Consider the following 14173-nt stretch of genomic DNA (forward strand, 5'->3'; position numbering starts at 1 on the left):
AGGGCAAGCGCCGGGCCAAGGCGCGCCGCGACGCCGGCTGACGGACCGCCCGGCGGCGGCTCGTCGGGCGGCGGCTCGTCGGGCGGCGAATCGTCGGGCGACGAATCATCGGGCTGCGCCGCGCGTTTCCGGGGCTTCCGGAAGCGGACCGGGAAAATGCCTGGCGAAAGGCTCAGGAATTGAGGACCACCGGCAGCGCCCGGTGGCCGTTGGAGATGAACGACTCGACCGGGCGGAGTTCGGCCGGGTCGACGGCGAACTCCATATCGGGGAAGCGGCCGAAAAGCGCGGGCAGCGAGATCTCGGCCTCCATCCGCGCGAGGTGCGAACCCACGCAGAAGTGCACGCCGTGGCCGAAGGAGATGTGCTCCTTGTTCGCCCGCCTGATGTCGAACAGGTCGGCGTCGTCGCCGTGCAGGGAAAGGTCGCGGCCGGCGGCCGCGTAGGCGGCGAGGATCGCCTCGCCCTTTCCGATCGTGACGCCGTCGACGTCGATGTCCTCCACCGCGTAGCGGAGCGGCAGGTTCGCGACGGGCGCCTGCCAGCGCAGCGCCTCCTCGATCACCTCGGTCCACGGCACCTCGCCGGACCGGACGAGCGCGCGCTGCTCCGGGTGCGTCAGCAGCGCGGTGATCACCTGGTCGAGCAGGTTCACCGTGGTCTCGTGCCCGGCGGAGATCATCAGGATCAGCGTGTCGACCAGCTCGGTCTCGCTGAGCTGCGAGCCGTCCTCGTCGCGGGAGGAGATGAGCACGCCCGCCAGGTCGTCGGCGGGCTCGCGGCGCCGGAACGCGACGAACTCCTGCAGGATGCCGTACATCTCCGCCTGGTTGGCGAGCGCCTCCTCCGGCGTCAGCGCCGTGTTGAAGATGCCGTCCACGCAGCGGCGCAGGCTCGGCCGGGTCGCGTCGGGGACGCCGAACAGCCGGCAGATCACCTCGATCGGCAGCGGGTAGGCGAACGCCTCGCGCAGGTCGGCGCGCCCGTCCGGGGACGCGGCCAGCCCGTCGATGAGCCCGGTGGTGATCCGCTCGACGTCCGGCCGGAGCACCTCGGTGCGGCGCGGGGTGAACGCGCGGGAGATGATGGCGCGGAGCCGGCGGTGCGCCTCGCCGTAGGCGGTGAACATGTTCTTCACCGAGACCCACAGGCTGAGCGGCCACTCCTCGCCGACCTCGCCGTCGATCCATTTCGTCCAGTGCAGATTCGGGTCCTTCGACACCCGCGGGTCGGCCAGCAGCCGCTTGAGCTGCTCCTGGCCGGTCACCGCCCACGCGACGACGCCGCCGGGCAGTTCCACCGGCGTCACCGGGCCGCGCGCCCGCAGTTTCGCGGCCTCTCCCTGGACATCGCTGCCGGACGGGTCGATGACGAATGGATTCTCCATTGCGGCCCTCTCTGCGGACGCGTCGGAGCGCACCGTAAAGGGGGCGGCTCCCGGACGGACAATGCAGCCAACGTACGGCGCACCGCGCCCGCCCGCTAGATCATCTCGCCGGATTGCCCGCGGATTCCCTTTTTCGGCCTTTCCTTAAATGGCGGCGCGGAAATCCTCAGTTCGGGACTCGGTGTGCGGGAGATCGGTGTAGCGGCCGGCCGGGTCCGGCTCGGCGCCCGCGGCGGCCGGCTCGCCCCACCCGTGGCCGGGCGTGACGACGTTGTCGGGCGGGGCGTCCGCGGCCTGCCCGTACAGGTAGGAGCCGAGGCCGATCAGCAGCCGCTGCACGTCGGCCTGCGGCCGCACGACCAGCCGCAGGAACTGGCTCGTCGAGCCGAGCTTGTTGCCGCACTCCCGGACGAACACGCCGTGATGCGCGATCAGGTGGTCCCGCAGCGCCACGCCGTCCTTGCCGTCCGGCAGCTTGACCATGATGAAGTTGCCCTGCGACGGGAACACCTTCAGCCCGGGCAGCGAGGCCAGCTGCTGCGCCATCAGCATCCGGTCGCGGGACAGCAGCCGCAGGCTCTCCCGGTACTCGGCGCCGTGCTCGCGCAGCAGGAACACCACCACCTCGGCGAAGGAGTTGAGGTTCCACTTCGGCAGTGCCGCGCGGACGGTCCGCGCCAGCGCGGGGTTGGCGACCAGGTAGCCGAACCGGATGCCGTGCAGGCCGAAGTTCTTGCCGAGGCTCTTCAGCACGATGACGTTGGGGCGGATCCGGGCCTCGTCGGCGACGCTGGTGTGCGGTTCGGCGTCCACGAAGTCGAGGAACGACTCGTCCACGACCACGAGGTCCAGGTCGATGAGGCAGTCCAGCAGCCGGACGACCTCGCGGCGCGGGACGTAGCCGCCGTCCGGGTTGTTGGGGTTGCAGATGACCGCCGCCCGCGAGCCGCGCGCCCGGACGAAGTGGACGAACTCGTCCACGTTGCACTCGAAGCCGCGCATCTCGTGGAGCTGGAACATGTCGACCCGCTTGCCGGTCTCCAGCGGCTGGTCCGTCCAGCGGCCGAACGTCGGGATCGGGGTGGCGAGGCTCTCCCGCACCAGCAGGTGGTCGATCCAGGTGATCAGCTCGGTGGACCCGTTGCCCATGACGACCGTCTGCGGGTTGTGCCCGAGCGTCGAGCACAGCTCCGCGGTGATCGTGTCGGCGTCGCTCGGGTAGTACTTCAGGATCTGCTCCAGCGACCCCGCGAGCTGGGAGAACATGCCCGGCGTCGGGAAGTAGGGATTGCACGGGATGCAGAAGTCGACCAGGTCGTGGCGGCCGGACGAGGCCCGCTGGAGGGCGAAGAAGGACGGGCTGTGCGCGTTCTTGCGCAGCAGGCTCGGATCTATCGGCTCCGTGGACACGAAAGACGGTACGCGCCCGCGCGGAGCGGGGTTCAGCGGCGCCCGGCGTCGTCGGCGAGGAGCTTGCGGAGCTGCGCCGCCGCGTCCGGTTCGAGGGCGGCGAACCGCTCCCGGTACAGGGCGGTGGACGCGGGCGCGGGCCAGCCGCCGGGGAGGTGCTCGGCGGGCAGGCCGGGGTCGGTGCGCAGCAGCTGCAGCCAGTCGGCGCCGAGCAGGGTCAGCCGGGACAGCGGCCGCCCGCGCCGCTCCCGGTCGGCCGTCCAGGTGGCGAGGAACGCCTCGTGCTCGGCGCGGATCGCCTCCACGTCCCACGCCCGGTGCAGCAGCCGGGGCACGTCGGTGCCCTCCACCGGGACGGAGTAGAACGCGTCGGCGAGCTCCCCCAGCTCGGCGAACTCGGGCCCGGCGAAGATCGCGGCGATGTCGACCCGGCCGGGCGCGATCCACAGCCCGTCCCGCAGCCCGCCGAACCCGGCCCAGATCAGCCGGGCGCGGATCTGGTGGCGCAGGTCGCGGCGGCTCTCCGGCATGGAGTAGCTGAGCAGCGTCCACTCGCCGCCCGGATGGGTGAACGGCTGCGGGGACCGCACCCGCGGCCTCGCCTCGCGCAGCAGATCCTCGGCCCACGGGGTGAGCGAGAACCGCGCGGTGCGCCCTTCCCGGACGCGGGCGAGCAGCCCCTTGCGGGTCATCCGCGCGAGCGTGGCGCGGCCCGCCGCCTCCGCGACCCCGAGGTCCTCCAGCAGGTGCAGGAACACCCGCGAGCTGATCGGCGGCAGGTCGCGGTCGAGGACGAGCGAGCCGAGGAAGCTGAACAGCAGCTGCTGCGGTGCGCGCCGCCGCCCCCGTGCGCCCGCGGACGCGTCCCGCTCGGCGATCATGCCCGTCCCTCCGGTCGCCGTCGTGTCCCCGTGGTGTCCCGTCGTGTGCAGCGTCGTCATCGGGGACATCTCACCATGCCGCGCCGCCCTCCCGCCGTGACCAAGGTTATTCGATGAAATCTTGACGCACGACAGTAGTGAATCTAATTTCTAGGGAACGAGCGGATCGGAAGGGTGCCCATGGAGCTGAACGGGAAGGCGGCGGTGGTGACCGGCGCCGGGCGCGGCCTCGGCCTCGCCTACGCGGCGGAACTCGCCCGCGCGGGCGCGGCGGTCGTGGTCAACGACGCGGACGCGGCCGCCGCCGAGGCCGCGGCCGAGCAGATCGCCGACACGGGCGGGCGGGCCGTCGCGCACCCCGCCGCGGTCGGCCCCGCCGAGACCGCCGACGCCCTGGTCGGGCGGGCGGTGGCGGAGTTCGGCCGGCTGGACGTGATGGTGACCAACGCCGGCGTCCTGCGCGACCGCGTGCTGTGGAAGATGACCGACGACGACTTCGACACGGTGGTCCAGGTCCATCTCAAGGGCACGTTCACCTGCGCCCGCGCGGCGGCGCGCCGGTTCCGCGAGCAGGGCGAGGGCGGCCGGCTCATCCTGGTCGGCTCGCCGGCCGGGCAGCGCGGCAACTTCGGGCAGACGAACTACTCCGCGGCCAAGGCCGGGATCGTCGGGTTCGTCCGCACCTGGGCGATGGAGCTGGCCCGCGCGGACGTCACCGTGAACGCGATCGTCCCGGTCGCGGCGACCGCGATGACCGAGACGATCCCCGCGCTCGCCCCGTACGTCGAGGCGATGCGCCGCGGGGAGGAGATGCCGTCGTTCGCCCGCCGCGCCCTGGCCTTCGGCACGCCCGAGGACGCCGCCGGGCTGGTGGCCTTCCTCGCCTCGGACGCCGCGTCCGGCATCACCGGGCAGGCGATCGGCGTCGGCGGCGACCGGCTCTCCCTGTGGACGCACCCGACCCAGGCCGTCGCCGCCTACCGGGACGGCGGGTGGAGCGCCGACGACATCGCCGCCGCCTGGCCCACGGTCTTCGCCGAGCACGAGCAGACCGTGGGGGAGAACCTCCCCGAGGAGCAGCCGCGATGAGCGGCCTCGACCTGGACGCGCTGGAGGCCGTCGACGTCCACGTCCACGTGGAGTCCGACCTGCACGGGCACCTCTCGCTGCCGGACGAGTTCATGGAGGCGTCCGCGAAGTACTTCGGCGCGGACGCCAACCGCACCCCCACGATCGACGAGATCGCGTCCTACTACCGGGAGCGGCGCCTGGCGGCGGTCGTGTTCACCGTCGACATCGAGAACGCCACCGGCCATCCGGCCATCTCCAGCGAGGAGATCGCCGACCGCGCCGCCGAGCACCCCGACGTGCTCATCCCGTTCGCGAGCATCGACCCGGCGAAGGGGCGGGCCGGCGCCCGGACGTTCCGCCGGCTGATCGAGGAGCACGGGGTCCGCGGCATCAAGTTCCACCCGTCACTGCAGGGCTTCGCGCCCAACGACCGCAGCGCCTACCCGCTGCTGGAGGTCGCCGCCGAGCACGGAGTCCCCGCCCTGTTCCACACCGGGCAGACCGGGATCGGCGCCGGCATGCCGGGCGGCGGCGGCATCCGGCTCGGCCTGTCGAACCCGATGCTGCTGGACGACGTCGCCGTCGACCTCCCCGACCTGACGATCATCATGGCGCACCCGTCGTTCCCCTGGCAGGACGAGGCCCTCGCCGTCGCCACGCACAAGCCGAACGTCTACATCGACCTGTCCGGCTGGTCGCCGAAGTACTTCCCGCCGCAGCTCGTCCGCTACGCCAACGGGCTGCTGCAGGACAAGGTCCTGTTCGGCTCCGACTACCCGGTGATCACCCCGGACCGGTGGCGGCGGGACTTCGACGCGCTGGAGATCAAACCGCACGTCCGCCCCAAGATCCTCAAGGACAACGCCGTCCGGGCGCTGGGCCTCGGCAGCAAGGAGAAGGCATGAGCACGACCGTCGCGTACGAGGACCTGAAGAGCCTGGCCGGCGGCTCGCTCGGCACCACCCGGTGGCTGGAGGTGGACCAGGCCCGCATCAACATGTTCGCGGACGCCACCGGCGACCACCAGTGGATCCACGTCGACCCGGAGCGGGCGAAGGACGGACCCTTCGGCGGCCCCGTCGCGCACGGCTACCTGACGCTGTCGCTGGTCATCCCGCTGTGGACGGAACTGCTCGACGTCACCGGCGTCACGACGAAGGTGAACTACGGCCTGAACAGGGTGCGGTTCCCCGCTCCCGTCCCGGCCGGCTCCCGCATCCGCCTGTCCGGATCGCTCGCCGACGTGGCGGACATCGCCGGCGGCGTCCAGGTGACCGCCGACCTGACGGTCGAGATCGAGAACCACGCCAAGCCCGCCTGCGTCCTCCAGGCGATCTTCCGCTTCCACCCCTGACCCGCGGCCGGGCGGCGCCGCTGGTCCCGTCACCGGCACGATCGTGCTGTCCGCTGTCCGCTGTGCGTTCGTTCCCGGCCGCCCGCCCCCGTCCCCTGCCGGGGGGAGACCCGCGGCCTGCCCGGACGGGGCGGGTCGCGGAACTCCGGTCACTTGTCCGTATGATGGACAACGAGTGATCCAGCACGGCGGGCGAGGGGATGATCGATGCCACGGGAAGGCACCGGACCGGATTTCATCGAGGCGCTGGCCCGGGGCCTTGACGTCATCACCGCCTTCGAGGCGCGGCGGCCCGTGATGTCGCTCGCGCAGGTCGCCGAGGCCGCCGGGCTGGCCCGGCCGACCGCCCGCCGCATCCTGCTCACCCTGCAGGAGCTCGGCTACGTGCGCGCCGCCGACGGCGGCTACGCCCTCACCCCGCGCGTCCTCGACCTGGGCGTCGCCTACGTCCGGTCCATGGGCCTGTGGGAGGTGGCGCGCCCGCACATGGAGCGGCTCGTCGCGAAGACGAACGAGTCGTGCTCGATCGCGCAGCTCGACGGGTCCGACATCGTCTACGTCGCGCGCGTCGCCGTACCGAAGATCGTCGCGCTGGCGGTGCAGATCGGCACCCGGTTCCCGGCGCTGCAGACCTCGCTCGGCAAGGTGCAGCTCGCCGCGCTCGACCCCGCCGAGGTCGACCGGATCCTCGCCGAGCCGAGCCGCTCCGGCCTGGAGCCCCGCGTCCAGCTCACCAAGGCCGAGCGGGACGCGGAGCTGCGCGAGGTGCGGGCGCGCGGCTGGGCGCTGACCGACGAGCAGCTCGCGCGCGGCATCCGCTCGGTCGCGGCGCCGCTGCGGGACGGCTCCGGCAAGGTCATCGCGGGCATCAACGTCAACACGCACGCCGCCGAGACCCCCGTCGAGCAGCTCCTGGAGGAGTACCTGCCGATGCTGCTGCACACGGCGGGGGAGATCAGCGCCGACTTCGCCCGGCTGGAGACCGTCCCCCAGGTCACCCGGCCGGCCGCGGGGTGAGCACGATCCGCCCCTCGGCCCTGCCGTCCCGCTGGCGCCGCCACGCCGCCGCCGCGTCCTCCAGGGGCGCGGTCTCGTGGGCGACGGCGAGCCTCCCGGCGGCGGCCTCCGCGGCGATGAACGCGACCGACGACGCCCGCTGCGCCGCGGAGAGCTCGTTGTTGGTGTAGCCGAGCAGCCGCAGCGACTTCCCCCGGATGGTGGACGACTCGATCGGGCACGTCTCGTCCGCCGAGCTGCCCAGGTTGACCAGCCGCCCGCCGGGGCGCAGCACCCGGGCCGCGGCCGCCGCGGGGGCGCCGAACAGCGGGTCGAGGACGAGGTCCACGGGCCCGTCGGCGGCGTCGGCGAACCGCCGCGCGAGCTCGGCGGCGTCCGCGGTGTCCAGCGGCACGACCGCGTCCGCCCCGGCGCGCGCGGCCCGCTCCCGGGCCTGCGGCGACCGGGCGCTGGCGATGACGCGCCGCGCGCCCGCCGTCCGGGCGAGCTGCACGGCGGCCTGCCCGACGACCCCGCCCGCGCCGAGCACGACGACCTGCTCCCCGGCGGACAGCTCGCCGCGCCAGACCAGCGCCATGTGCGCGGCGACGGCCGACAGCCCGAGCGCCGCGACCTGCACCGGATCGGCGCCCTCGGGCAGCTCGACGAGCGAGGACTCCGGGACGGCGGCGGCCTCGGCCATGCTGCCGTCGCCCGGCGCCATCCCGGCCGGGCTCGGGAACCAGACCGTCCGGCCCCCGGCCGTCCCGACGCCCTGGACGCCCGGCACGTACGGCGTCGCCGGCGTCCCGAAGTAGGACGTCCCGGTCGCGCACAGCAGGTCGAGCGGTGTGATCGGCGCGGCGAGCACGTCCACCAGGACCTCGCCGTCGCCCGGCACGGGGGGCTTCCGCTCCGCCACCGCGGGCGGACGCCCGCACTCCCTGATCTCCGCGGCGCGCATCGGCTCAGGTCGCGATGTCGGGGTAGGGGAGCGAGAAGTGCCCGAGCCGCCGCGCGTACTCCAGCTGGAACCCGAGCGGCTCGTCGTGGTCGCGCTCGAACATCGCGATGAACAGCGTCAGCGTGAGGAACGGGTGCGCGCCCAGCTCGAACAGCTTCGGGTAGTCGTGCCCGGCGAGCGCCGCGCGCTCCTCGTCCTCGAACCGCAGCCAGGTGGACGACTCGCAGCCGTGGCAGTTGATGATGCGGTTGGCCTGTTCGTCCTCCCACCACGCCACCGTCGCCTCCGGCTCGTTGCGGTAGCGCTCGACCAGCTCCGGGTCGCGGTCGACGGTGTAGAGGAACTTGTTCAGCAGGTACTTGCTCACTTGGCCGCTCCGTTCGGGTACCAGGTGAAGTAGGCCTCCATCGTGTGGAACAGGTCGTAGGTGTCGACGTAGTCGGCCTTCCGGCCCTCGCCCGCCACGCCCATCATCAGCATGAAGTCCATGAAGCCGTGGGTGGCGTTGCCCGGCGCGTGCAGGCTGTCGAGCGTGACCTCCGACAGGCAGCCCTCGATGTCGCCGGTCGAGATCCACTCGACGGCCTTCGCGTCGAACTCGGGGTCGGGGCCGTGCGGCCCGAACTGGCGCGGGCCGCCCAGCTCCAGCGACAGGTGGCCGGTGCCGATGACCGCGACCCGCTGGTTCCCCGGCCACGACTCGACCAGCTCCCGGATCGTCTTCCCGAGCTGCACGAACCGCTTCGGCCGCGGCAGCGGCGGCGCGAAGATGTTGGTGTAGACCGGGACGATCGGCAGGTCGTTCTGCGGGCGCAGCGTGATGATCGGGCACGTGATCGAGTGGTCGATCCGCAGCTCGTTGGAGAACGCGAGGTCGAAGCCCGCGTCCATGCCCTCGCGCAGCAGGTACGCCGACAGGTCCTCCTGGCCCTTGAACAGCATGCGCGGCAGCCCGAACTCGCGTTCCTCGTTGTACCAGTTCGCGTCGTAGAACGGCGCCTTGCCGATGAGGAACTGCGGCATGTTGTCCAGCCACAGCTGGTGGAAGTGGTCGGAGCCGACCATCACCAGGACGTCCGGGCGGGCCTTCGTCAGCGTCTCGCGGAACGCCTCGACCTTGCGCACCCACTCGTCCGCGAAGTCGGGGCGGTCCTCGCCGGTCGAGGTGCTGGCGCGGTAGTAGAACGGATGGTGGGTCGAAGCGATCACAGCGACCAGTTCAGCCATGACGGTCTCCGGGGGTGTAGGGGTCGGGGGCGACGGACCGGTTGTTGAGGTCCACCGAAAGGAAGATCTCGTTGCCGACCGGGCGGCGCAGCTCCTCGGCGAGCTGGCCGATCAGCCCGGCGGTGCGGGCGAGCAGCGCGAACCCGCGCAGCAGTTCCAGCGGCAGGCCGAGGTCGGCGAGCGCGGCGCCGCACACGCCGGCGCCGTTCAGCGGCAGCGTCCGGCCGAGCACCTCGGGGTGGACGCGGCCGATCGCGGCGAACAGCGACAGGTGCGGCCCGAAAAGGCCCTCCTCGGCGGCGATCTGCATCAGCCGGGGGGTGCGCGGGTCGCCGTCCTTGTGGACGTGGTGGCCGAGGCCGGGGATGAACCGCTTCGCCTCCCGCTCCGCCTGGACGGTCCGCAGCGCCAGCGCGTCCCAGCCCGCGTCGTCGGCCGGCAGGCCGCCGTCCGCCGACGCCAGCACGCCGTGCAGGAAGCGGCCGGTGTCCTCGGTGACGCCGAGGAACCGGGAGCCGCCGCCCAGCAGCCCGGCGGCCAGCGCGCCCTGCACCGAGTCGGGCGCCGACAGGTACGTCAGCCGGGTGACGATCGCGGTCGGCGTGAAGCCGTGGTCGGCGAGCGCGGCCAGGACCGCCTCGAAGACCCTGGTCTCGCCGGGCGACGGCCGCCGCTGCGTCGCCAGCCAGAACGCCAGCTCGCCGAACCCGACCTCGCCCATCACGTCCTTCGCGAGGTCGCGGCCCAGCAGCGTGATCGTCTCCCGGCTGGACGCGCCCAGCGCGGTGGGGTATTCGGGTCGGTCAGCCACGGTCGTCGTCCTCCTGCGGCTCGGACAGCCATTTACGCAGCTCGGCGCCGTGTTCGTCCAGCTCCGGCGGCGGAAGGCGGTACGTCGCGGGCGTCTCGGAGAAGCGGATGGGGTGCCGGGTCGTCGGCACCGCGTGGTCGCCCTCCCCGACGACCACGATCGGGTCGAGCTCGAAGCGCTCCGCCATCGCGAACCCGCCGTCGATCGTGTTGATCGGCCCGCTCGGCACGCCCGCGTCCACCAGCAGCTCGAACCACTCGACCGCGCCGCGCCGCTTCAGCCGCTCCACCAGGATCGGGCGCAGCTCCGCGCGGTTGGCGGTCCGGTCGGCGTTGGTCGCGAACCGCGGGTCGTCCGGGACGTCCGGGATGCCGAGCACCTCGCACAGCTTGCGGAACTGGCGATCGTTCGCGGCCGTGACGATCAGGTCGTTGTCGGCGGTCGGCAGCGGCTCGTAGGGGAACACGCTGGGGTGCGCGTTGCCCATCCGGTACGGGACGGTGCCGCCGGCGACGTAGGCGGAGCTGTGGTTGACCAGCCCCGTCAGCGCCGACGACAGCAGGTTCACCTCGACGAGCTGGCCCCGGCCGGTCGCGTCGCGGTGCCGCAGCGCCGCCAGGATGCCGATCGCGGCGTGGTTGCCCGCCATCACGTCGAACACCGAGATGCCCGCCCGGTACGGCGGGCCGTCCGGGTCGCCGGTGAGGCTCATCAGCCCGGAGATCGCCTGCACCATCAGGTCGTAGCCGGGGACCTTGCGCCCCGCCCCCGACCCGAACCCGGTGATCGAGCTGTAGACGATGCCCGGGTTCGCGGCGCGCACGGAGTCGTAGTCGAGGCCGAAGCGGGCCAGGCCGCCCGGCTTGAAGTTCTCGATCAGGACGTCGGCGCGGCGCGCCAGCTCGCGCGCGGCGGCGGCGTCCTCCTCGTCCCGCAGGTCGAGCGCGATCGAGCGCTTGCCCCGGTTGACGCCGAGGTAGTAGGTCGCGGCGTCGCCGCGCGCGGGCGGCGTCCAGGTGCGGGTGTCGTCGCCGCCCGGGCCCTCCACCTTGATCACGTCCGCGCCCAGGTCGGCCAGCAGCATCGTCGCGTAGGGGCCGGCCAGGATCCGGGAGAAGTCCGCCACCAGCACCCCCGAGAGCGGCCCGCCGCGTGTGGTGTCGTCAGTCATCCGGCTCCCTTGCTCGTTCCACGTGCCCGCCCACGTGCCGTTCCACGTGCTCGTCCACGCTCGTCCGTTCAACGGACAGTCGTCCGTCACTCCGATTCTGGCACGTACATATCCGTTGCGGTCAAGTGGTTGACACTTTGACTACCTGTGACGAGAGTAGCCATATGCAGGTTTGACCGTAGAGCGGACATCAGTCCGTGGCTGCTCCCGGCGGTCGGGACCCGAGACGAGGAGAACGAAGATGACCGAGTTCGAGCCGGGGCGTCCCCTGGTGCTGCGCGGCGGCACGGTGCTGCCGATGACCGACGGACGCGAGGTCCTGGAGCGCGCCGACGTCCTCATCGAGGGCGACGCGATCAGCGCGGTCGGCCCGGATCTCCCGGTACCGGACGGCACCGCCGAGATCGACGCGTCCGGCGGCATCGTCATGCCCGGCATGATCGACACCCACCGGCACATGTGGCAGACCGCGATGCGCGGCTACGGCGCCGACTGGACGCTGACGCAGTACTTCGTCTGGTACTACCTGGAGCACGGCAAGCGGTTCCGGCCGGAGGACGTCCACGCCGGGAACCTGCTCGCCGCGATCGAGGCGATCGACGCCGGCGTCACCACGGTCGTCGACTGGTCGCACGGCCTGCAGACCCCGGACCACGCCGACGCCGCCGTGGACGCGCTGCGCTCGGTGCCCGGGCGGTTCGTCCTGGCCTACGGCAACATCCAGGCGCCGCCCGCCGAATGGACCGCGACGCCGGAGTTCCGCGCCCTCGCGGGCAAGCTCGCCGGCGGCGACATGCTCGGCTTCCAGATCGCGTTCGACGTGCTCGGCGACCCGTCCTTCCCGGAGAAGCCCGCCTTCGAGGTCGCCCGCGACCTGGGGGTCCCCGTCACCACGCACGCGGGCGTGTGGGGCGCGACCAGCGACGAGGGCATCAAGCAGATGCACGAGCACGGGTTCATGACGCCCGAGACCGTGTACGTGCACGCCGCGTCCCTGTCGGCCGACTCCTACCACCGCATCGCCGCCACCGGCGGGTCCATCTCCGTGTCCACCGAGAGCGAGCAGAGCGCCGGGCAGGGCTACCCGCCCACCTGGGTGCTGCGCAACCACGACATCCCGGTCTCGCTGTCGATGGACACGAGCGTGTGGTGGAGCGGCGACCTGTTCTCCGCCATGCGCACCACGCTCGGCGCCGACCGCTGCCGCATGCACCTGGAGGCGCACGCCAAGGGCGACACCGTCACCCACTGCAGCCTGCGCGCCGACCAGGTCGTCGACTGGGCCACCCGCGGCGGCGCCGCGACGCTCGGCCGCGACGACCTCGGCTGCCTCGCGCCCGGGAAGAAGGCCGACGTCGTCCTGATCAAGAACGACCACTCGCCGGTGTCGTTCCCCGTCCTCAACCCCTACGGGCACGTCGCGTTCCAGGCCCAGCGCGGCGACGTCCACACCGTCCTGGTCAACGGCCGCGTGGTCAAGCACGACCACCGCCTCGTCGACACCGACCTTGCCGCCGCGCGCCGCGAGGTCGAGGCCACCGTCGAGTACCTGCGCTCGTCGATGGGTGAGGAGGCATGGCTGGCGGGGATGAACCCGGACATCCCCGAGACGAAGATCCTCGACAACCCGTACACCTACACCGACTTCCGCAGCGACGTCACCCGCTCGCGGTGAGAAACGCCCCTGTGAAAGGGAACGCGTTGAGAGGGAACGCGGTGAGAGAGGGAACGCGGTGAGACGGGGACTCGCCGGACCCTGAAGAGGAGCCGGGGCGGCGGCGCGGGCACCGGCGGGCGGCGGCCGGTCAGGCCGCGCCGCGGCCGGACGCGAGGCCGGGCGGCGCGGCGGCCAGCGCCCGCTGGACGGCGTCGACCAGCGCCAGCGCCGCCTCCTCGGTCAGCTCGACGGCGACGCGCGCGGACGGCCCGTCGCCCGGGTTGGTGAAGTCGATGTTCACCGTGTGCTCGTGGCAGGCGTGGTACGGGTGGTCGACGTAGACGGCGCCGTCGGTGAGCGTGAACCAGCCGTTCGCGCCCTTCGCCGCGCCGTCCAGCGCCACCTTCACGGTCTGGTAGGTGCACATGGCGTGTCTCCTCTCGGGTGCCCGGGTCAGGCGCTCAGGTGGCGGCCGAAGAACGCGAAGATCTTCGCCCAGCCGTCCTTGGCGGCGGCGGGCCGGAACGCGGGCCGCTCGACGGCGAAGAACGCGTGCCCGGCGCCGGGGTAGATGTGGAACTCGTGCTCCTTGCCGAGCCGGGTCAGCTCCGCGTCCAGCGCGGCGACCTCGTCCGGCGCGGGGAACTTGTCGTCCTCGCCGAACAGGCCGAGCAGCGGGCACGACAGATTCGGCGCCTTCGACAGCACCGGCCGCGCGTTGAGCGGCGAGTCCGCGGGCGGGGCGTTGACGACGAACGCGCCGTAGCAGTCGACGGCGGCGTCGATGTCCAGCTCGCAGGCGGCGAGGAACGCCTGCCGCCCGCCCGAGCAGTGCCCGATGACGCCGATCTTCCCGTTGGCGTGCTCCAGCGAGTTCAGGTACGCGGCGGCCCCGGCGACGTCGCCGACGAGCTGCTCGTCCGGCACGCCGCCCTTGGCGCGGACGGCGGCGGCCTGGTCGTCGGGGCTGACCCCGGCGCCCTCGCGCGAGTACAGGTTCGGCACGACCGCGGCGTACCCGTGCGCGGCGAACGTGCGGGCGAACTCCTTGGTGCCGGAGTCGTAGCCGGGCAGGTGGTGGATCAGCACCACGCCGCCGCGCGGGGCGTCGCTCAGCGGGCGTGCGAGATACGCCTCCAGCTCGGCGTCCTCGTGCCCGGTGATGGTGACGGTTCCGGCCCACATCGCGTCGTTCATCGACCGTCAGGGCTCCCTTCTGCCGGTGGTTCGGATTTCAGGCGTGC

At 72.5% G+C, this 14173-nt stretch carries 15 protein-coding genes; 5 read left to right on the forward strand and 10 right to left on the reverse strand.

From position 1 onward, the window contains the following. Positions 1-172: 172 nt before the first annotated feature. The 3 genes from ACIWVC_RS18570 to ACIWVC_RS18580 all read right to left on the reverse strand — a co-directional run bounded on the left by ACIWVC_RS18570 (position 173) and on the right by ACIWVC_RS18580 (position 3738). Positions 173-1387, reverse strand: a complete 1215-nt coding sequence (locus tag ACIWVC_RS18570) for a cytochrome P450 (RefSeq protein WP_396451799.1) — start codon at positions 1385-1387, stop codon at positions 173-175. Between the two features lie 144 nt (positions 1388-1531). Beyond that, complete coding sequence (locus ACIWVC_RS18575; protein WP_396454366.1) at positions 1532-2797, reverse strand: pyridoxal phosphate-dependent aminotransferase; 1266 nt, start codon at positions 2795-2797, stop codon at positions 1532-1534. A gap of 32 nt (positions 2798-2829) precedes the next feature. After that, on the reverse strand, positions 2830-3738 hold the full coding sequence (locus ACIWVC_RS18580; protein WP_396454367.1) for a PaaX family transcriptional regulator C-terminal domain-containing protein: 909 nt from the start codon (positions 3736-3738) through the stop codon (positions 2830-2832). 120 nt (positions 3739-3858) lie between these two features. On the opposite strand from ACIWVC_RS18580, the gene ACIWVC_RS18585 reads away from it, so the two are divergent. The 4 genes from ACIWVC_RS18585 to ACIWVC_RS18600 all read left to right on the forward strand — a co-directional run bounded on the left by ACIWVC_RS18585 (position 3859) and on the right by ACIWVC_RS18600 (position 7120). After that, positions 3859-4767: an SDR family NAD(P)-dependent oxidoreductase gene (locus ACIWVC_RS18585; RefSeq protein WP_396451793.1), complete on the forward strand. Its 909-nt coding sequence runs from the start codon at positions 3859-3861 to the stop codon at positions 4765-4767. Then, the gene (locus tag ACIWVC_RS18590; protein ID WP_396451792.1) at positions 4764-5654 is read left to right on the forward strand and encodes an amidohydrolase family protein; all 891 of its coding nucleotides are present in this window, start codon (positions 4764-4766) and stop codon (positions 5652-5654) included. Before ACIWVC_RS18585 ends, ACIWVC_RS18590 begins: the two co-directional genes overlap by 4 nt. Beyond that, complete coding sequence (locus tag ACIWVC_RS18595; protein ID WP_396451790.1) at positions 5651-6103, forward strand: MaoC family dehydratase; 453 nt, start codon at positions 5651-5653, stop codon at positions 6101-6103. The genes ACIWVC_RS18590 and ACIWVC_RS18595 overlap by 4 nt, the downstream gene beginning before the upstream one ends. A gap of 207 nt (positions 6104-6310) precedes the next feature. Continuing rightward, positions 6311-7120: an IclR family transcriptional regulator C-terminal domain-containing protein gene (locus tag ACIWVC_RS18600; RefSeq protein WP_396451788.1), complete on the forward strand. Its 810-nt coding sequence runs from the start codon at positions 6311-6313 to the stop codon at positions 7118-7120. Here the strand turns inward: ACIWVC_RS18600 and ACIWVC_RS18605 are convergent. Genes ACIWVC_RS18605 through ACIWVC_RS18625 form a run of 5 tightly spaced genes read right to left on the reverse strand, consistent with a single transcriptional unit; the run spans position 7098 to position 11272 of the window. Beyond that, a complete protein-coding gene (locus tag ACIWVC_RS18605) occupies positions 7098-8063 on the reverse strand; it encodes a zinc-binding alcohol dehydrogenase family protein (protein ID WP_396454368.1) in 966 nt (321 codons plus the stop codon). The genes ACIWVC_RS18600 and ACIWVC_RS18605 overlap by 23 nt on opposite strands. Positions 8064-8067: 4 nt before the next feature. Continuing rightward, positions 8068-8430: a hypothetical protein gene (locus ACIWVC_RS18610; protein WP_396451785.1), complete on the reverse strand. Its 363-nt coding sequence runs from the start codon at positions 8428-8430 to the stop codon at positions 8068-8070. Continuing rightward, positions 8427-9290, reverse strand: a complete 864-nt coding sequence (locus tag ACIWVC_RS18615) for an extradiol ring-cleavage dioxygenase (RefSeq protein ID WP_396454369.1) — start codon at positions 9288-9290, stop codon at positions 8427-8429. Before ACIWVC_RS18615 ends, ACIWVC_RS18610 begins: the two co-directional genes overlap by 4 nt. Continuing rightward, entirely contained in the window at positions 9283-10101 is an 819-nt protein-coding gene (locus ACIWVC_RS18620) for a citryl-CoA lyase (RefSeq protein WP_396451781.1), read from the reverse strand. The genes ACIWVC_RS18615 and ACIWVC_RS18620 overlap by 8 nt, the downstream gene beginning before the upstream one ends. After that, a complete protein-coding gene (locus ACIWVC_RS18625) occupies positions 10094-11272 on the reverse strand; it encodes a CaiB/BaiF CoA transferase family protein (RefSeq protein ID WP_396451779.1) in 1179 nt (392 codons plus the stop codon). The genes ACIWVC_RS18620 and ACIWVC_RS18625 overlap by 8 nt, the downstream gene beginning before the upstream one ends. A 241-nt stretch (positions 11273-11513) precedes the next feature. On the opposite strand from ACIWVC_RS18625, the gene ACIWVC_RS18630 reads away from it, so the two are divergent. Further along, complete coding sequence (locus tag ACIWVC_RS18630; RefSeq protein WP_396454370.1) at positions 11514-12947, forward strand: amidohydrolase family protein; 1434 nt, start codon at positions 11514-11516, stop codon at positions 12945-12947. Positions 12948-13077: 130 nt separating this feature from the next. Here the strand turns inward: ACIWVC_RS18630 and ACIWVC_RS18635 are convergent, their stop codons facing one another. Together ACIWVC_RS18635 and ACIWVC_RS18640 are read right to left on the reverse strand one after the other, a co-directional pair. Beyond that, the gene (locus ACIWVC_RS18635; protein WP_396452969.1) at positions 13078-13356 is read right to left on the reverse strand and encodes a DUF6295 family protein; all 279 of its coding nucleotides are present in this window, start codon (positions 13354-13356) and stop codon (positions 13078-13080) included. Between the two features lie 26 nt (positions 13357-13382). Then, positions 13383-14126 (reverse strand): dienelactone hydrolase family protein, encoded by a 744-nt coding sequence (locus ACIWVC_RS18640; protein WP_396454371.1) that lies wholly within the window; start codon positions 14124-14126, stop codon positions 13383-13385. Positions 14127-14173 lie beyond the last annotated feature (47 nt).

Source organism: Actinomadura sp. (assembly GCF_044508335.1).
GTDB lineage: Bacteria > Actinomycetota > Actinomycetes > Streptosporangiales > Streptosporangiaceae > Spirillospora.